At 73.4% G+C, this 17,087-nt stretch carries 14 protein-coding genes and 1 pseudogene; 4 read left to right on the top strand and 11 right to left on the bottom strand.

What is annotated here, in order from left to right; translation table 11 throughout:
- Positions 1–84 precede the first annotated feature (84 nt).
- The 3 genes from Voc01_RS52260 to Voc01_RS52250 are packed head-to-tail and all read right to left on the bottom strand — an operon-like array spanning position 85 to position 4,344.
- The gene (locus Voc01_RS52260; RefSeq protein ID WP_239161117.1) at positions 85–984 is read right to left on the bottom strand and encodes a DUF6910 family protein; all 900 of its coding nucleotides are present in this window, start codon (positions 982–984) and stop codon (positions 85–87) included.
- On the bottom strand, positions 966–1,451 hold the full coding sequence (locus Voc01_RS52255) for a GNAT family N-acetyltransferase (RefSeq protein ID WP_203935274.1): 486 nt from the start codon (positions 1,449–1,451) through the stop codon (positions 966–968). Before Voc01_RS52255 ends, Voc01_RS52260 begins: the two co-directional genes overlap by 19 nt.
- Positions 1,452–1,491: 40 nt before the next feature.
- Positions 1,492–4,344 (bottom strand): AfsR/SARP family transcriptional regulator, encoded by a 2,853-nt coding sequence (locus tag Voc01_RS52250; protein WP_203935273.1) that lies wholly within the window; start codon positions 4,342–4,344, stop codon positions 1,492–1,494.
- 145 nt (positions 4,345–4,489) lie between these two features.
- Here Voc01_RS52250 and Voc01_RS52245 point away from each other — a divergent pair, with 145 nt between their 5' ends.
- A complete protein-coding gene (locus Voc01_RS52245) occupies positions 4,490–4,666 on the top strand; it encodes a hypothetical protein (RefSeq protein WP_203935272.1) in 177 nt (58 codons plus the stop codon).
- Here the strand turns inward: Voc01_RS52245 and Voc01_RS52240 are convergent.
- Both Voc01_RS52240 and Voc01_RS52235 read right to left on the bottom strand, forming a co-directional pair.
- Entirely contained in the window at positions 4,659–6,137 is a 1,479-nt protein-coding gene (locus Voc01_RS52240; RefSeq protein WP_203935271.1) for a PQQ-dependent sugar dehydrogenase, read from the bottom strand. The two genes, Voc01_RS52245 and Voc01_RS52240, sit on opposite strands and share 8 nt — an antisense overlap.
- 129 nt (positions 6,138–6,266) lie before the next feature.
- On the bottom strand, positions 6,267–7,268 hold the full coding sequence (locus Voc01_RS52235) for a glycoside hydrolase family 5 protein (RefSeq protein ID WP_239161116.1): 1,002 nt from the start codon (positions 7,266–7,268) through the stop codon (positions 6,267–6,269).
- A 188-nt stretch (positions 7,269–7,456) separates the two neighbouring features.
- Here Voc01_RS52235 and Voc01_RS52230 point away from each other — a divergent pair, with 188 nt between their 5' ends.
- The 3 genes from Voc01_RS52230 to Voc01_RS52220 are packed head-to-tail and all read left to right on the top strand — an operon-like array spanning position 7,457 to position 9,462.
- A complete protein-coding gene (locus Voc01_RS52230; protein ID WP_203935270.1) occupies positions 7,457–8,071 on the top strand; it encodes a suppressor of fused domain protein in 615 nt (204 codons plus the stop codon).
- 9 nt (positions 8,072–8,080) lie between these two features.
- Positions 8,081–8,443: a MerR family transcriptional regulator gene (locus Voc01_RS52225; protein ID WP_203935269.1), complete on the top strand. Its 363-nt coding sequence runs from the start codon at positions 8,081–8,083 to the stop codon at positions 8,441–8,443.
- 35 nt (positions 8,444–8,478) lie between these two features.
- Positions 8,479–9,462, top strand: a complete 984-nt coding sequence (locus tag Voc01_RS52220; protein WP_203935268.1) for a zinc-binding dehydrogenase — start codon at positions 8,479–8,481, stop codon at positions 9,460–9,462.
- Positions 9,463–9,601: 139 nt separating this feature from the next.
- On the opposite strand, the gene Voc01_RS52215 is transcribed toward Voc01_RS52220, so the two are convergent.
- The 6 genes and pseudogenes from Voc01_RS52215 to Voc01_RS52190 all read right to left on the bottom strand — a co-directional run bounded on the left by Voc01_RS52215 (position 9,602) and on the right by Voc01_RS52190 (position 16,968).
- The gene (locus Voc01_RS52215) at positions 9,602–10,789 is read right to left on the bottom strand and encodes a M28 family peptidase (RefSeq protein WP_203935267.1); all 1,188 of its coding nucleotides are present in this window, start codon (positions 10,787–10,789) and stop codon (positions 9,602–9,604) included.
- A gap of 15 nt (positions 10,790–10,804) precedes the next feature.
- Positions 10,805–11,329, bottom strand: coding sequence for a hypothetical protein (locus tag Voc01_RS52210; protein WP_203935266.1), 525 nt, complete (start codon positions 11,327–11,329; stop codon positions 10,805–10,807).
- A gap of 13 nt (positions 11,330–11,342) precedes the next feature.
- Positions 11,343–12,001, bottom strand: a pseudogene (locus Voc01_RS52205) (YwiC-like family protein).
- Between the two features lie 71 nt (positions 12,002–12,072).
- Positions 12,073–13,539 (bottom strand): nitronate monooxygenase, encoded by a 1,467-nt coding sequence (locus Voc01_RS52200; RefSeq protein WP_203935265.1) that lies wholly within the window; start codon positions 13,537–13,539, stop codon positions 12,073–12,075.
- A gap of 34 nt (positions 13,540–13,573) precedes the next feature.
- Positions 13,574–15,172 (bottom strand): aspartate:alanine exchanger family transporter, encoded by a 1,599-nt coding sequence (locus Voc01_RS52195; protein WP_203935264.1) that lies wholly within the window; start codon positions 15,170–15,172, stop codon positions 13,574–13,576.
- Positions 15,169–16,968: a phosphoenolpyruvate carboxykinase (GTP) gene (locus Voc01_RS52190; protein WP_203935263.1), complete on the bottom strand. Its 1,800-nt coding sequence runs from the start codon at positions 16,966–16,968 to the stop codon at positions 15,169–15,171. The genes Voc01_RS52195 and Voc01_RS52190 overlap by 4 nt, the downstream gene beginning before the upstream one ends.
- Positions 16,969–17,087 lie beyond the last annotated feature (119 nt).

Here is a 17,087-nt window from a genome sequence, read left to right as displayed (position 1 = left end):
CGAGGACCAGGGAGCCCTGTGGGAGGGGCGACGCACGGAGACGCCCGGCCGGCCGACAGGCCCGCCGGGCGCCTTCGCGTCAACTCACAGGTGCAGGCGGAGGCGGAGCATCGTCGACGGGGTGCTGGGGTCGTCCCGGTCGACGACGGCCAGGACACGGGGGCCGGCGCCGCACAGGGCCAGCCCCTCGACCTTCAGCGTCGGGCCGGCCCGCTCGGGCAGGGGAGTGACGGCGTCGACGCGGTCGCCGTCGAGGACGGCGAGGGCGGACGCGACCACCGGTCCGTCGTCGAAGGGGTTCGGGGTGTCCTCGGCCGCGGCGCTGACCAGGATGCGGCCGTCGGGCAGCGTGACGGCGTCGGTGATCGCCAGGTCGGCGCCGTCGATGGCGCCGAGGTCGTAGCGGCGGACGCTGTGCGGGTCGACGGTGGCCCGTCCCGGCGCGGCCGTCAGCAGGTCGACGTCGACGCTCGCCGACGCGATGCCCGCCGCCGCGTTGCCGCGCTGGAACCACCGCACCCGGCCGCCGGCGACGCAGGCGCCCTCCAGGTTCAGGTGCTCCGCGGGCAGACCGAGTGCGTGGGCCACGGCGCCGTACAGCGGCGTGAGATCGGTGACCGCGAACGCCGGTCCCATGGCATTGAGCGCGACCGTCGACGCCCGCATCCGCCGCGGGGTCGAACCGGAGCCCAGCAGCAGCACGCCGGCCGGAGCCTCGCACGCCGCCTCGAAGTCGGGCTTCAGGTGCTTGGTGCCGGCGGCGACCCCGAACACCTCGAGACCGTCGACGGCGTCGAGCACCCGGACCGGCGTCGTGCCGGTCGGCCGGTGCCAGGCCGCGTGCGTGGCGTCGTCCTGCGCGATGAGCCAGCCGTCGCCGAACGGTGCGATCGCCGACGCCGACCGCACCGGTGACCCGTCGTCGAACCGCAGCGCGGTCTCGTGCTCCACCTCGATGCGCACGGTCAGCCCGGCCCGGTCCACACGAAGCGGACGTCGGGGGCCTGCTCCTCGTTGCCCGACCCGTCGGTGGCCTCGGCCACCACGAACCCGTGCCGCAGGTAGAACCGTTGCGCCGCCGTGTTCGTCACGAACGTCCAGAGCTGCAGACCCGCCGGCCGACGGGCCTTCGCGTGCTCGACCAGCCGCGAACCCAGTCCCATGCCCGTGAACCCCGGAGCGACGTAGAGCTGGTCGACCCGGTCGCCGTCGAGAACCATCACCGCGAGCGGCACGCCGTCGGCGTCCTCGGCCAGCCACACCTCCCGCTCGGGAATGACCACGGTGCGGACCCACTCCCGCGTCTCCGCGTCGGAGTGCACCCCGGGAGGGATGGCATCGCCCGCGGCGAGGCGCGACCCGATCAGAACGTCGGCGACCATCCGGGCATCGTCGACGCCGGCCCGCCGAAGCGCCGCCGACCCCACCCGCCCGGTGTGCGAAGGGCCCATGGACCGCATCATCCCCAGCCCGGCGGCGGCGGGCAACGGGTTAGTCACCCACCTGGACGGCGTCGACGAGTTTCCTGCGCACGGTCTCGGCGTCGGGGTGGCCCAGGCGGGTCAGGATGTCGTGGGCCCGGCGCCAGGCGGCGCTCGCGGCGCCGTGGTCGCCGGCGGCGCGGTGGCTGTCGCCCAGGTGGGAGAGGGCGTCGGCCTGGTTGAACCGGTCGCCGGCCTCGGCGTACAGCTCGACCGACCGGGTGTAGCAGTGGTGGGCCCGCGCGTGGTCGGCGAGGCGGTGGTAGGCGTAGCCGAGGCTGTCCCAGGTGCTGGCCTCTCCGTGCACGTCACGGACCTCCTGGTGCAGGGTCAGGGCCTCACGGCAGTGGGCGAGCGCCTCGGCGTGGTTGCCGAGCTGGGCGTGGCACCAGCCGACCGCGTTGAGCGCGTGCGCCGTGCGGCTCGCCGTGCCCACGGCCCGGAAACCGGCCAGCGACTGCTGCGTGTGGTGCAGCGCGCGCCGCTTGTCGCCCTGCCGCCAGCGCAGGAAGCCCAGGTTGCGGTGCGTGTGCGCCGCACCGCCGCGGTCTCCGGTCTGCCCGTACAGGTGCAGGGCGCGGTCGAAGTGGTCCTCGGCCCGGTCGTGCCGGCCCAGGTGCACCTCGACGAACGCGAGCAGGTTGTGGGCGTACGCCTGCGCGCCCGGGTCGCAGAGGCGGCGCGCCGCGTCCAGCGCGCCCCGCCACGTCGCGGCCAGCTCGTGCCAGTGCCCCGAGCGGAACATGAACGTGTCGAGCGCCCAGGCGAACTGCCAGACGTGGCCGGGGAACTCCCGGACCGCCGGCGATCGCAGGATGGCGCCCAGCGTCTCGGCCTCCGCGGCGTACCAGGCCGTCGCCCGGTCGCGGTCGGTCGGCGGATCGAGGGTGACGCCGGCGGCGGGTGCGCCGAGTAGCAGCGGCATGGGGTCGCGCATGGGGTCGAGCTGCCGGTTCGCGGCATGGGCGGTGTGGACGTGGTGGTCGAGGAGCCGGGCCAGCGACGCCCGCCGGGTGGCCGCGTCGTCGTGGGTGCGCGCCTGGTGGGCGGCGTAGGCGCGGAGCAGGTCGTGCGTGGTGTAGCGGCCGGGGCGGTGCTCGGTGAGCAGGCTGCTGCGGGTCAGCTCGGTCAGCAGCCGCCGCGTCACCGGAACCGGCTCGCCGGCGAGGCTGGCGGCGGCGGGGACACCGATGTCGGTGCCGGGGTGGAGGCCGAAGAGCCGGAACAGCGTGGCCGCCGGCGCGGAGAGCGCCGCGTACGACCAGGAGAACACGGCGCCGGCCCGGGTGCTGGCCTCGCCGGCGTCGAGGGCGTCGAGCCGCCGGTCGGCGTCGGTGAGCTCGGCGGCGATCGTGGCCAGCGGGAAGGTGTTCTGCTGGGCCCGTGCGGAGATGATCGCCAGCGCCAGCGGCAGGCCCGCGCACGCGGTGACGATCTGCTGGACCGCGTCGGGCTCGGCCGCCGTGCGGTCGGCTCCGAGCCGGAACCCGAGCAGCTGACGGGCGTGCGCGCCGGGCAGCACGTCGAGCGTCACCGGGTGCGCGCCCTCGGCGGCGATCAGCCCGGTGAGGTGGTTGCGGCTGGTCAGCAACGCCACCGTGGTACCCGCCCCGGGGAGAAGCGGGCGGGCCTGGTCGGCGTCGCGGACGTTGTCGAGCACGATGAGGATCCGCTTGCCGGCCAGGAGGCTGCGGTAGAGCGCCACCTGTGCGTCGGGGTCCGGGGGAACGGCGTCGGCCGCCACGCCGAGCGCGACCAGGAAGCCGCGCACCGCCTGCGCCGGCCGCATGCCCTGCCCGCCCGGGTCGAAGCCGCGCAGGTTGACGAACAGCTGCCCGTCCGGGAACCGGGCGGCCGCCCGGTGTCCCCAGTGGACGGCGAGCGTGGTCTTGCCGACGCCGGGGCCACCGTGGACGACGGCGACCGTGGGGCTCGCGGTGAGGCCTTCAGTGAGTAGCGCGTCGAGCCGGGCCAGCTCGTCCTGCCGGCCGGAGAACCCGCGGACGTCGAGGGGAAGCTGCGCCGGGACGACCCGCGACGCACCGGTCACGGCGACCCGCGGCGGCTCCGGCGGTTCCGGGTGGTCGCCCGACCCGCGCAGGAGGCGCACGTGCAGGTCCCGCACCGCCGCCGAGGGCTCGCTGCCGAACCGGTCGGCGACGGCGGCACGCAGGGCGGCGTAGCAGTCGAGGGCGGCGGTCACCTGTCCCGTCGCCGCGTACGCGGCCATCAGCGACGCGACCAGCCGTTCGGCGACCGGGTCGTCGGCCACCGCCGGGCGCAGGGTCCGGATCACCTCCGCCGGCGCCGACGGCCGGGCGCAGCCGGGACCGGACAGGCGCAGACCGGCCTCCGCCCAGTCGGCCAGCAGGTCGGCGCGCTCGCGCCGCAACGTGTCCCGCATCCCGGCCGCCCAGTGCCCGGGCAGGTCCGCGAGCGCCTCGGCGTGCCAGCCGGTGAGGGCGCGGCGCAGGAGGTCGACGGCCCGCTCGTCGTCGCCGGTCCGGGCGGCGGCCCGGCCCCCGGTCGCGAGCCGCCGCGCCCGGTGCAGGTCGACCTGGTCGGGGTCGCAGTCGAGGCGGTACCCGCCGGACCGGTACGACAGCGTTCCGGACCCGCCGACGACCCGGCGCAGCCGGGCCACGTACGGGGCCACCGGGTTGCTCGCGCGTGGCGGACGCCCGTCCCAGATCCGTTCGACGATGCTCTCCACCGGCACGCTGCGGTCGGGGCTCAGCAGCAGGACGGCGAGCACGAGCCGCTGACGCGGCGGGCCGAGGTCGACGTCGCGGCCGTCGACCTCCAGCCGGACCGGGCCGCGCAGCAGTGACCACGCGACCGACCGGCCCTGTTCGCCCACCACGCGGAGCAAGTTACACGGCGACCCACAGTGATGCCGTCGACTTTCGTCGATGGGCGCGGGTCACGCGTTCGTCAGCTGCCGTTCACCCCGGCACCACCGTGCGGCCGGCCGGCCACGTCACCGTGGAAGCTCCGGAGCCGATGCCATGGACTGCAGCAGACACCTACCCGACGCCCTCGTCCTGCCCCGCCGGGACGGGGTGTCGGATCGTGGTCACGACCCGCTCGACGCGGACCCGCCGCCGGGTCTCCCCGCGGTGCTGGTCCTGCGCCCGCCGGGCGGACGGACCGCCCGCACCGCGGCCGAGCCGGACCTCAGATGACGGTGCACGGGGTCGGGCCGAGCCGGATGTCACCGGGACGCGGGTTGCTCCCCGAGTAGGTGCCCTGGAAGCCGAACGACACCGTGCCGTTGGTGGGCAGGGTCCCGTTGTAGGTCTCGTTGGTGGCGGTCACCGTGCTGCCGGTCTGCGTGATCCGGACCTGCCAGGCGCCGGTGACGCGCTGGTTGCCGCCGAACGTCCAGGTGAGCGTCCAGCCGGACATCGCGGGTCCGCGGTTGGTCACGGTCGCGGTGACGACGAAGCCGGTGCCCCAGTCGTTGACCTCCCAGCGCACGGTGCAGCCGCCGGCCGGCGCGGAACTCGAGCCCGACGACGAGGGCGACGAGGGCGACGACGACGAAGGGCTCGACGGCGAGGAGGCCGACGACGACGGGTTCCCGCCGAGCGGCGGGAACCGCAGGATGCGGTCGTCGGACTGGGCGGGCGTGCCCCGGCCGTCGCGGTTGCTCGTGGTGACCCACAGCCATCCGTCCGGTCCGGCCACGACCGTCCGCAGCCGCCCGTGCTGGCCCTGCAGTTCGGCGACGGGCGTACCGGCACCGCCGCTCGCGGTCAGCGGGACGGTCCACAGCCGCGTGCCGCGCAACGCGGCCGCGAACAGGGTGTTGTTGGCGAACGCCGCGCCGCTGGGGGAGGCCTGCGACGTGCTCCACTGGACGATCGGGTTGCGGAAGTTCGGGTTGTTCCCGATGCCCTCGACGGTCGGCCAGCCGTAGTTGCCGCCGGCCACGATCTGGTTGACCTCGTCCCACGTGTTCTGGCCGAACTCGGTGGCGTAGAGGCGGCCCTGGCCGTCCCACGCCAGTCCCTGCACGTTGCGGTGGCCGAGGCTGTAGACGAGCGAGCCGGCGGTCGGGTTGTCCGGCGGCACGCTGCCGTCGGGTCGCATCCGCAGGATCTTGCCGTTGCGGCTCTGCGGGTTCTGCGCGTTGGAGGTCTGGCCGGCGTCGCCGACACCGGCGTAGAGCATGCCGTCGGGACCGAACGCGATCCGTCCACCGTTGTGGATCGACGCCTTCGCCAGCCCGCTGACGACCACGGTCTGGTTCTGCACCGCGGTCAGCGGGAACCGGACGATGCGGTTGTCGCTGGCGGCGGTGAAGTAGGCGTACACGAGGTTGTCGGCGGCGAACGTCGGCGACACCGCGAGGCCGAGCAGTCCGCCCTCCCCGCCCGGCACCACGCCGGGCACGGTGCCCAGCACCACCGGCGCCGACCCGGTGCGGACCTGCAGCAGCCGCGCGCTGTCGCGCTCGGCCACCACGGCGCTGCCGTCGGGCAGGAACGCCATCCCCCAGGGCGTGGCGAGCCCGGTGGCGACGGTCTGCGGCCGGGTGAAGTCGAAGCCGCCCGCGGCCTGCGCGGCGGAGGGCGACAGGACCAGGATCGCGAGCGCACCGACGAGCGCGGCAGCGCTCAGTGCGGCCAGGGTGGTGCGTATCCGGAGCATGGGGTACTCCCGGTGGACGGGGGCGGGTCGCCGTCCAGCGTCCCATTCGTATTGGCGTTCATCAATGACTTTCGGAAACTTTTCGATTCCGGCCCCCGGCGCCCCGGCGGGGGCGCCGGGGGCTGCCGTTCACAGGCCCCAGCCGTACCGGATCCGGTCGCGGCCGGACGCGTTGCGCACGGCCAGGTTCAGGTTGGTGCCGCTGCCGGTGAGGCTGAACATCGAGTAGTAGTCGAAGCCCGAGGACCCGGTGGGCTTGCCGCCGAGCGCCGGCCAGTACGTGCCACCCATCCGGTTGTCGCGCATGACCTGTGTGACCGCGCGGATGTGACGCACGAAGTTGTCGGTGCTGCCGGCGTCGGCGTAGTTGAGGCCGGTCGACATCGGCGCGCCGAACTCGGTGACGACCGCGCGCGAGGCGCAGGAGCCGAGGCGGGTCTGGATGTGGCCGCGGAACTGGTCGTAGGTCATCGCGCTATAGAAGAACGCGTAGTGGTGGAACGACAGCAGCGTCCCGTTGAACCGGCTGTCGGTGCAGATGTCGCGCAGGTCCTGGCTGTAGCCGGTGCCACCGATGAGCGTGCGCGCGGGCACGGCCGAGTAGTGGTAGCTCATCCAGTTCGCGGCGACGGTGCGCCACTCCGCCGAACTGTAGCCGTGCGGCTCGTTCATCGGTTCGAAGTAGACGTTGGTGTTGGCGCCGTAGAGGTAGGTGACCCGCGACCACATCGTGTTCCACGCGGCGAGGTTGGTGATCCGGCCGCCGGAGGCGGCGCCGTCCTCCCAGTAGGCGAGGATCACCCTGAACCCGCGGGCGGTGGCGGCGTCGATCGCGCCCCGGTAGTTCTCCCACCACGCCGTGCCGACGGTGTGCGTGTTGATCGGCAGCCGCACGGTGTTGACCCCGATGGCCGCCATGTCGTCGTAGAGGGCGTTGGCCTTGGCCCGCACGGTCGCGTTGCTGTCGGACTGGCTCAGGCCGTGCAGGACGAGCGGCCCGGTGCTGAAGTTGTCACCGAGCACGGCCCAGTTCATGCCCCGGAACTGGTTGGTGGCGGCGCCGGCCGGTGCCGCGCCCGCGGCGACGGCGAGTGGCACCACCGTCACCGCGGTCACCGCGCTGAGGAGCACGCGACGTATGCTCTGTCGGATCGTCAATGTCTCGTCCCTTCTCCGGGATTCGGGGTGCCGGACGTGGCGGATCCGGCAACCCTCTTGGTAATCCGGCGTGAACGCGCGCGCGATCGTTCGAACCGACCCGGCCACAAAGAGACATGGACGAACATCGGTATCGACCCGGTTCGGCGGGAGGGTGGACGATGCACCGATGGTTACGGGACCTCGTCGTACCCCGTCGGTGGCGGACCGTCGACGAAGGACCGACGTGGCAGCCGGTCCGGGACCACTACATCGCGCGGTGGGGGGAGCCGGAGGAGTCGTTCCATCCCGTGCGGTCGGGGAATCAGAGCGGGTTCCCCGGTGAGGTCGTGGCCTGGCCGGAGGACCTGACCGCGGATCTGGGCGTCAAGATCTACGCGACCGTGGGCGCCTCGACGTTCGTGTCTGGAGACGGACACGCATCGGAGTTCGTCTGCGGGGTGGCCAGCGACTGTCCCGGCATCGCGGACGGCCTGGCCGACCTGTCCACGGTGGTGGTCCGCAACGGCCTCGGCGTCGGCCACGGCTCGACGTTCGCGTTCGCGAAGCCGTTGTGGCGCGGCACCCGGATGACCGCGATGCTCTGCCTCCAGCAGGAGGGGACGATCGACACCCTGGTGGGTCCGGGCTGGCACGTCGAGTTCTACCAGGCGATGCCGGTGTTCACCTACGAGGTTGCCATCAAGCGCCGCGACGGGGTCAGCGGGCTCCTGGCCTGGTGGCAGGAGAACGAGACCCGGTTCTGGGACCCGCACCGCACTCCGACGTCCGGCTAGCGTGGGCGGATGCGGATCGGGGAGCTGTCGGACAGGACCGGGGTCAGCGTACGGGCGCTGCGCCACTACGAGGAGGAAGGGCTGATCCGGTCCGGCCGCCGCGGCAACGGCTACCGCGACTTCGACGACGACGCGGTCGACGCGGTGCGGCGGGTCCGGGCGATGATCGACAGCGGCCTGCCGACCAGGATCATCCGCGAGATCCTGCCGTACCTGGCCGGCCCGACGGCCGTGCTGCCCGACACCCCGTGCGACTACATGCTCGGCGAGGTCGCCCGGCAGCGTGACCTGCTCGACCGGCGCATCGAGGCGCTCACCGGCAACCGTGACGCGCTCGACGCTTACCTGGCGGCGGCCCGGGCCCGGGCTTGACCCTCACGTAAGCGTGACGGTTCTACCGTCCGCGCATGATCCTTCCCACGACCATGCGGGCACTCCTTCAGCCCACCTGGAACGGCCCGGCCGACATGCGTCCCGTCACCGGCGTGCCCGTCCCGGCACCGGGGCCGCACGAGGTGCTGATCCGCGTGGGCGCCGCGGGCGTCAACTTCGCCGACGTCATGCGCGCGCACGGCACCTACCACGGCGGTCCCCGGCCGCCCTACCTCGCCGGCTTCGAGGCCGCGGGCGAGATCGTCGCGGTGGGCGCGGCGGTCACGGATCTCGCGCTCGGTGTCCATGTCGTCGGGACCGGGGACGCGGCGTTCGCCGAGTACGCCGTGCTCCCCGCCGCCGGCGTGGCACCGGTACCACCGGGCTGGACCGATGAGCAGGCGCTCGGCCTGGTGCTCAACTGGGCGACCGCCCTGGCCGCGCTGCGGCCGCTCGGCCGGCTGCGGGCGGGGGAGACCGTGCTGGTGCACGCCGCCGCGGGCGGGGTCGGCCAGGCGGCCGTCCGGATGGCCCGGCACTACGGCGCGACCGTGATCGCCACCGCGTCGGCGGCCAAGCGCGACGCGGTCCCCGCTGATCACGTCCTGGACCACCGCACCACGGACCTCGCCGCCGACGTGCGCCGACTCACCGGCGGCGCCGGCGCCGACCTGGTGCTGGAGGCGGTCGGCGGCACCACCTTCCACGCGAGCCTGGCCGCGGCCCGCCGCGTGACCGGGCGGGTGGTCGTCTACGGCATGCCCGGTGGCGAAGCGGCGGTGAGCAACCACGAGCTGATCTTCACCCACCCGGTCCACGTGACCGGCCTGCACATCGGCGCGCTGGCCGCGCACGCGCCGGCCACGTTCGCCGACCTGATGACCGAGTTGGCGGCGCTGCGCGCCGCCGGCGTGTACCCGCCGGGCCGCCCCACCGTCCACCCGCTGGCCGACGGCCCGGCGGTGCTCGCGGACCTGGCCGCCGGTGTCACGGTCGGCAAGCTCGCCCTGCGCCCGTGACTCACTCGCCGTCGTGGCAGATCAGGCAGCCGTGGTCGTGGCCTTCGACGACCCCCGGCGATCTTGGACGCTTGTACATCGAAATCGATGGACGAGCGTCCAAGATCGCGGAAGACGGTGGGTCGTAGGACAGCTGGTTTCAGCGGTCCACGGCCAGGTGGCGGGCGACGGCCTCGACGAGGGTCACCGCCGCCTCGACCGAGGTCAGGTCGACGTGCTCGGGCAGGTCGGTGTTCAGGTGGTAGTGCGGGATGAACCTGCGGTGGTCGACGGACACGATGGTCGCCGTCGGGTAGCCGTGGCGCAGCGGAACCGCGCCGTCGGTGCTGTTGCGGGAGCGCAGACCCCGGAGCAGGTCGATGCCGAGCGCGCTGGCGCGGTCCGATACGAAGGTCTTGAACTCCTCGGGGTAGTCGTGCATCTGGACCGGGCCCTCGCCCTCCAGCAGCACGAGCCGGCCGGAGCCGACCGTGTCGAGGTTGACGAAGAACGTGCCGTCGCGCCGCAGCCGCGGGAAGTGGCGGCGGGCGAAACCCCGGATGCCCTCCTGCAGGGCCTCCTCGGCACCGGCCGACACGAGCAGCACCCGCAGACCGGGCACCGGGTCGACGTCGAACGCCCGGGCCAGCGCCACGAGCGCGGCGACGCCGGTGAGGTTGTCGTTGGCGCCGGGCACCGCGGGACGCGCCGCGATGTCGACCATGGCCGCCAGCGACGCGAGGCTCAGCGCCATCCCGGTGCGGCGCAGCCCCGCCCGGCGGGTCGCGGTACCCAGCGACACCAGGGCCGGGCCGGCGATCACCGGCCACCACAGCGGCGGGTTGCTCTTCGCGGCGTCCAGCAGCTCCGGCCGGCGGTCGGCCAGCCACTCCTGCGCGCGCTGGTCGAAGACGAGACCGGAGGGGGCGGCGTCGTGGTGGGCCAGCACGACCAGCGTCCGCGTCGCCGCGCGGTCACCGGTCTCCGCGACGACGTTCCACGCGGTGCGGGGCCGCAGGAACCAGCGCCGGAACGCCATCCGGCCACCGGTGATGTCGTCGACGATGGCGGCGGCGGCCGCGGCGCCCCCGATGGTTCCGAGGATCCGGCGCCCGCGACCGCCCGCCCATCCGGAGGCGACCGACGCCGCGCAGAGCAGCCCGATCGGCCACGCGTACGAGCTGTACGCCGGCACCTCCTCGATCGTGGCCCGGCAGCCGTACCGGGCCAGGTCGGCACGGATGATCCGGGCCGCTTCGCGCTCGCCCGGTGAGGTGGGCAGCCGGGGCATCGTGGCCAGCGACCCGATCACGTCCTGGAGCAGCTCGCCGTCGCGGGTGGTCGCCACGGCCCGATCGTAGGTCTACCGCGTCGCGCACCCCAGGTTCCACCGGACCTTCGTCGCGAACGCGAAGTCCGACGCCGTGATGAACATCGGCTGGTAGTAGTGCGACTCGTAGGCGGTGTAGCGCAGGGGCATGAACACGCCGTCCATGCCCACCGAGGTCAGCACCTCGTTGCGGGAGTCCAGCAGCGTGAAGGTGCCGAGCACGATCTGGTTCGCCCCGCGCCGGTTCGTGAACGTGGTGCTGTGGAACGCACCCCACCCGTCGTTGGCCGGGCCGGGCGGCGTGAACACCACCTCGGCACCCGGGTGGACGGTGCAGTTGTCGTCGACGGCCCAGTCGGGCAGGACCGACCGCTTGGCCCCGCTGACCGGGTCGACACCGAGGGTCGCCGTGTAGAGGAAACCCGGGCCGCTGATCGTGGAACCACTCGCGGCGGCGGTGCCGGGTACGAGGAGCGCCCCGCCCACCAGCACCACCACCGCCGCGAGCCGTCGCCACACCGATGCATGCGTGTTCGTCACACCGGGCCGGCGTTCCATCCCCGTTCCACCTCTAGGCCGCAGCCGCAGTCAGCACCAGGACGGCGGCCGCGATCTCGACAATGCCCACGTGTTTCGGGGCGAGCCGCCGTCCTGGCAGCAGCCACGAGCGGACCAGCAGCAGCGCGAACACCACCGCCGTGACCGTGCCCAGATACGCCGCCACCATGGCGGCACCCACGTGGTACCCGATCGACGCCCGTCGGTACCCGCGGCTGTCCCGCTCCCGGATCATCGTCTTGACGTGGAGCACTGTGCCCGTCAGGTAGAGCAGGACGACCACGAACGGGCCGATGACCGTCACCGGTGACACGCCCGCCACGACCGCGACGACGAACACCATCAGGCAGCTCTGCGCCACCGACGCGACGTCGTTGAGCAGCGCCCGTTCCCGGCGTCGCCACGCGTACCCGGCGTTGACCGCGAGCAGGGCCGCGTACGCTGGCGCGAACCACAGCGTCCGCGGGCACAGCACGACGACCGGCACCGCGAACACCGCGGTGGCGGACGCGTACAGCGCGAGCTGGCGGCCGAACCGGCGCGGCCGGTCTTGACCGCCTGGAACGCGTAGTAGGACAACAGGTATCCGCAGATCCAGGCGCCCAGCAGCGGCAGCTCGAGTGGGCGGAAGCCCGCGGTGAGGACGCCGGCGAGGTAGGGCAGCAGGAGCATCGCCCACGCCCCGTGCTGCGGAGGCAGGTACTGCCGCCGGGTCCGGCGGGCGGTCGTGGCGGGAACCGACACTACGCGTCGGCCGTGGTGTCGAGGAGGAAGCGGACCACGTCGGCGGCCGTGTAGGTCTCCGCGCCGGGCGGCATCGTCGCCAGTAGCCGACGGACGCCGGTGAAGTCGGTACCGGCGGTCACCACCGCCGGTTCGGGTTCGCCGTCGGCCCGTCGCTGGGCCAGCCCGGCGGCGGCCATCAGACCGTTGCACAGGCACCGGCGTCCGTCGGTGTTGGCCGGACGGCCGCCGTGGCCCTCGTACATCCCCACCGGTTCGGCCGGGCAGCGGTAGCCGATGCGTCCGTCGGGCCGACGGTACGCCGAACGCAGCACCCCCAGGTCGCACAGGCGGTCCCGGCGGGCGTAAACCTCCTCATCGGCGAGGGTGCCGGGCAGGTCGACGACCTTGAAGGGGAAACCGGTCGGCGAGGCGCGGGGGTCGGTGCGCACCGTGACGTCGTCGCGGACGACCCGGCGCAGGATCTCGCGCCGGTAGCGGGGGTTCATCCCGGACTCGCGGCACAGCGCGAACGCCGTACCGACCTGCACACCGGTGGCACCGGCCGCGACGACGCGGCTCAGGGCCTCGGGGGTTCCGTAGGAGCCGGCCATCCAGAACGGCAGGCCGAGGCCGGTCATCCGGGCCACGTCGACCTCGTCGCGGTCGTCGTAGACGGGTTGGCCCAGGCCGTCGAGCCGCCGCGGTCCGCGCGGGGGAGCGTTGTGACCGCCCGCGGTGTGCCCTTCGACGACGAACCCGTCGGGTCGGGTGACGGGATCGGCGGCCAACGCCTCGGCCAGGTCCGCCGACGCGACGATGGCGGCGAACCCGGGACGGCGCGGTGGTGGTTGCGCCGCGGCGAGCTCGCGCGGGTCGAACCGCACGGCGAACTCGCCGTCGGCCGACGTGGCACCCTGCACCCGCACGGGCAGCGCGACCGGCTCGTGCCGGCTCAACCCGTCGAGGAGCGCCGGCAGGTCGGCCGGGTTGCCCGCGCCCATCAGCACCATGTCGACGCCGGCGAGCATGGCGCCGTAGCAGGCGAACGGTATCGACAGCTCGATCTTGCGGAGGTAGTTGATGCCGACCGGGCCGTCGTGGCCGTCGCGGGCCAGGAACACCTCGGCGAAGTTGGCCGCGACGGTCAGTTCGGCGAGCGCCCGCGACGGACGCAGGCTGTAGCGCAGCACCGGCCGGAACGGCGCGTCGGGCGCCTTGCCGCCGGGCACGTGGTAGGTGCGCACGATCCGGTCGGCGATCCCGGGCAGCGGCAGGTGGGCGAGCGCCCGCCGGACCGCGCCGTCGGGGTCGCCGCACTGCAACCGGCGGGCGCAGACGACCTCGAGCGCGGTACCGGAGACCACCCCCAGCTGGCCCGTACGGGCCACCGCCCGGGCCAGCTCCCACCCGGAGACGGCCACCCCCATGCCGCCCTGGATGATCCGGGGTCCGTTCCGGTCTGGTCGGAACACCGGCCCGCTCATGGTCACCTCCGCGTCGATGGGGAACGGTCGGTCGTCACAGGATGGTGAGCAGCAGTTGCGCCAGCAGGATCTTGAGGATCATCGCGGTCGGGTACACCGCCGCGTACGCGCGCTCGGGCAGCTCGTTGTCGGACTGCTCGACGGCGTAGCCGAGCGTCGCCGGCTGGGTGTGGACCGCCGCCAGGACACCGGTGGCCACCCCCATCGGCCAGCGCAGCACCCGGTGACCCAGCCACAGCAGGCCGGCCGACGCCAACACGCACACCGCGAACGCCGCCACGACCAGCATCACCCCGTCGGCGGTCGCGGCCGTCCGCACGAACGACGGACCGGCGCGGGTGCCGATCCCGGCGAGGAACAGCACCAGACCCATCTGACGCAGTGACCAGTTGACGTTGCTGGGCAGTTGCCACACCAGTGGACCGGTGCGGCGGCGGGCACCCAGCACCAGCCCGGCCACCAGCGGGCCGCCCGCGAAGCCGAGGCTCAGCCCGCCGCCACCGGGCAGCGGCAGGCTCACCGCGCCGAGCAGCAGCCCCAGGGCCAGCCCGAGCGACAGCGACGCGATGTCGACCTCACCGAGATCCTTGTAGGAGTCGCCGAAGAACCGGCTGACCTCCCGCATCCGCGCCGGCGGGGCGAGCACCCGCACCCGGTCGCCGAGCTCCAGCACGGTGTCGAGGTCGGCGACGGAGTCGGCGTCACCGCGCCGGACCCGGGTGACCGTCGCGCCGAAGCGCCGGGCCAGGCCGAGATCCTCGAGCCTCCGACCGACGAGGTCAGGATCGGAGACGAAGACCCGCCGGACGTCCAGCCGGCTGCGGTCGGTGTCCAGCCGGTCCGCTGCGGTCTCGCCGACCATCGACGTGGCGTCGGCGATGGCGTCGCGTTCGCCGACGATCGTGACGCGGTCGCCAGGCTGCAGCAGCAGGCCCGGCTCGGCCACGGTCAGGGCACCGGCGTGTGCGACCCGGCCGACGACCGCACGGCCGCCGGTGGCGCGGACAACCTCCGTGACGCTCACCGGCCGGCGTACCCGCGCGGTCGCGGTGTGGATCGGGTGGTCGGCCAGGCCCGCGGCGCGGGCCTCCGCGGCGTGGTCGACCCGCCAGACCCGTTGCAGCACACCGATGCTGACCAGGCAGGCCAGGACGCTGACCGGGTAGGCCATCGAGTACGCCACCACCGGGAGGTTCGCGTCCGGGCCGCCGCTCAGGCGTTCCACGACACCGGCCAGCGCCGGGGTGTTGGTCAGTACACCGGTGAAGAAGCCGGCGCCCTTCGCCGGTCCCAGGTCCAGCAACCACGAGAGGGCCGCCACCACGGCCGCGACGGCCGCGATTGCCGCTGTCGCGAACGCGTTCCAGCGCAGCCCGGTCCGCCGCAGCGACCGGACGAACCCCGGCCCGGCCGACAGACCCATGGTGTAGACGAACAGGCCGAGCCCCAGCAGGTACACGATGTCCGGCAACGCCAGGCGCGCGTCGAGGGCACCCAGGGCGATGCCGGTGAACAGGACCCCGGCCACGCCGAGGCCGAACCCGCCGAGGCGCACCCGGCCCGCGAGGAAACCGCCGCCCACGACCACGAACAACGTGAGCAGCGGGTTCCCGGCGAGGAAGTCGACGATCACGACCGGGCCGCGGACAGGCGCGCACGCAGTCCGGTGAGCTCGTCGTCCAGCGCGGCCGGCAGCCGGTCGAAGCCCGCGAACCAGGCACCGATCAGGTCGGCCTCGCGCAGCCATTCGTCGACGTCGACGCGGAACAGTTCGGCCAGGTCGGCGTCGGTTACGTCCAGCCCGGTGGTGTCGATGGCGCCGGGACCGGGCAGGTTGCCGATCGGGGTCTCGACCGCCGGAGCGCCGCCGCACCGGTCGAAGATCCAGGCGAGGACGCGGCTGTTGTCGCCGAACCCGGGCCACAGCCACCGGCCGTCGGGCCCCTTGCGGAACCAGTTCACGTGGAAGATCTGCGGTAGCCGGCTGCCGGACCGGCCGGCGAGGTCGAGCCAGTGCGACCAGTAGTCGGCCATGTTGTAGCCGCAGAACGGCAGCATCGCGAACGGGTCGCGGCGCAGGGTTCCGACCGCGCCGACCGCAGCGGCGGTGGTCTCCGACGAGACCGTCGAGCCGAGAAAGACGCCGTGCGCCCAGTCGCGTGCCTCCACCACGAGCGGCACCACGCCGGCGCGCCGGCCGCCGAACAGGATGGCGTCGATGCGCACGCCGGCCGGGTCCTCCCACGTGTCGGCCAGCGACGGGCACTGGACGGCCGGTGCGGTGAACCGGGCGTTGGGGTGCGACGACGGGCGGCCGCAGTCCGGCGTCCAGTCCCGGCCGCGCCAGTCGACGAGGTGCGCGGGCGGCTCGTCGGTGAGCCCTTCCCACCACACGTCGCCGTCGTCGGTGAGGGCCACGTTGGTGAAGATGCAGTTGCCGTGCAGCGCGGCGACCGCGTTCGGGTTGGTCCGCGGACCGGTGCCCGGTGCGACGCCGAAGAAGCCGTTCTCCGGGTTGATCGCGCGCAGTTCGCCGTCGGCGTTGAAGCGCATCCACGCGATGTCGTCGCCGATCGTCTCCACCGACCATCCGGGCAGCGTGGGGCTGAGCATGGCGAGGTTGGTCTTGCCGCATGCCGACGGGAACGCCGCGGCAATGTGCCGGACCTCCCCGGCCGGGTTGGTCACCCGCGAGATGAGCATGTGCTCGGCCAGCCATCCCTCGTCGCGGGCCATGACGCTGGCGATGCGCAGCGCGTAGCACTTCTTGCCCAGCAACGCGTTGCCGCCGTAGCCGGAGCCGTAGGAGATGATCTCGCGTTCGGCCGGGAAGTGGCTGATGTACTTCGTCGTGCTGCACGGCCACGGCACGTCCGTCGCGCCCGGGTACAGCGGCGCGCCGACGCTGTGCAGCGCCTTGACGAACTCGCCGTCGGTACCGATGAGATCGAGGGCCTCCGTGCCCATCCGGGTCATGATGCGCATCGACGCGACCACGTACGGCGAGTCGGTGATCTGCACGCCGAGCTGGGAGATCTCCGATCCGAGCGGGCCCATGGAGAACGGCACCACGTACATCGTGCGGCCACGCATGGCGCCTGCGAACAGCAGCTCCAGGGTGCGGCGCTGGTCGACCGGGTCGGCCCACTTGTTGGTGGGTCCCGCGTCGGCGGGATCCGCGGTGCAGATGAATGTGCGGTCCTCGACCCGGGCGACGTCGGACGGGTCCGACCGGGCGAGGAAGCTGTTGGGCCGCAGTCGCGGGTTGAGCCGGACGAAGGTGCCCGACTCGACGAGTTGCCCGGTGATCCGTTGCCACTCCGCGTCCGAGCCGTCGCACCAGACCACCGTGTCGGGAGTGGTGAGGGTGGCCGTCGCGGTCACCCAGGCGCGGAGGCCGGCGTGTGCGGTCGGAGGTGACGTGTCCATGTTCCATCCTGTCCGTCGCGTGCTTCTCGTCCGTCCCCAGTCGAAACGACGAAGATCGTGGCGGGGAGGGCCGAACGGCACCCGACGGACGGTCCTAAGACCTGGACCCACCGACGGCC

Origin of the sequence: Virgisporangium ochraceum, assembly GCF_016863655.1 — a bacterium.
Classification (GTDB): Bacteria; Actinomycetota; Actinomycetes; order Mycobacteriales; family Micromonosporaceae; genus Virgisporangium; species Virgisporangium ochraceum.
The sequence above is the reverse complement of the archived record's forward strand: the minus strand, read 5'-3'. Positions and strand labels throughout refer to the sequence as shown.

Bases quoted from the DNA above. Each gene is read 5' to 3' on its own strand.
- Voc01_RS52255 (WP_203935274.1), bottom strand. From the start codon at position 1,451: ATGGGCCCTTCGCACACCGGGCGGGTGGGGTCGGCGGCGCTTCGGCGG.
- Voc01_RS52245 (WP_203935272.1), top strand. From the start codon at position 4,490: ATGGACTGCAGCAGACACCTACCCGACGCCCTCGTCCTGCCCCGCCGG.
- Voc01_RS52240 (WP_203935271.1), bottom strand. From the start codon at position 6,137: ATGCTCCGGATACGCACCACCCTGGCCGCACTGAGCGCTGCCGCGCTC.
- Voc01_RS52230 (WP_203935270.1), top strand. From the start codon at position 7,457: ATGCACCGATGGTTACGGGACCTCGTCGTACCCCGTCGGTGGCGGACC.
- Voc01_RS52225 (WP_203935269.1), top strand. From the start codon at position 8,081: ATGCGGATCGGGGAGCTGTCGGACAGGACCGGGGTCAGCGTACGGGCG.
- Voc01_RS52220 (WP_203935268.1), top strand. From the start codon at position 8,479: ATGATCCTTCCCACGACCATGCGGGCACTCCTTCAGCCCACCTGGAAC.
- Voc01_RS52210 (WP_203935266.1), bottom strand. From the start codon at position 11,329: ATGGAACGCCGGCCCGGTGTGACGAACACGCATGCATCGGTGTGGCGA.
- Voc01_RS52200 (WP_203935265.1), bottom strand. From the start codon at position 13,539: ATGAGCGGGCCGGTGTTCCGACCAGACCGGAACGGACCCCGGATCATC.
- Voc01_RS52190 (WP_203935263.1), bottom strand. From the start codon at position 16,968: ATGGACACGTCACCTCCGACCGCACACGCCGGCCTCCGCGCCTGGGTG.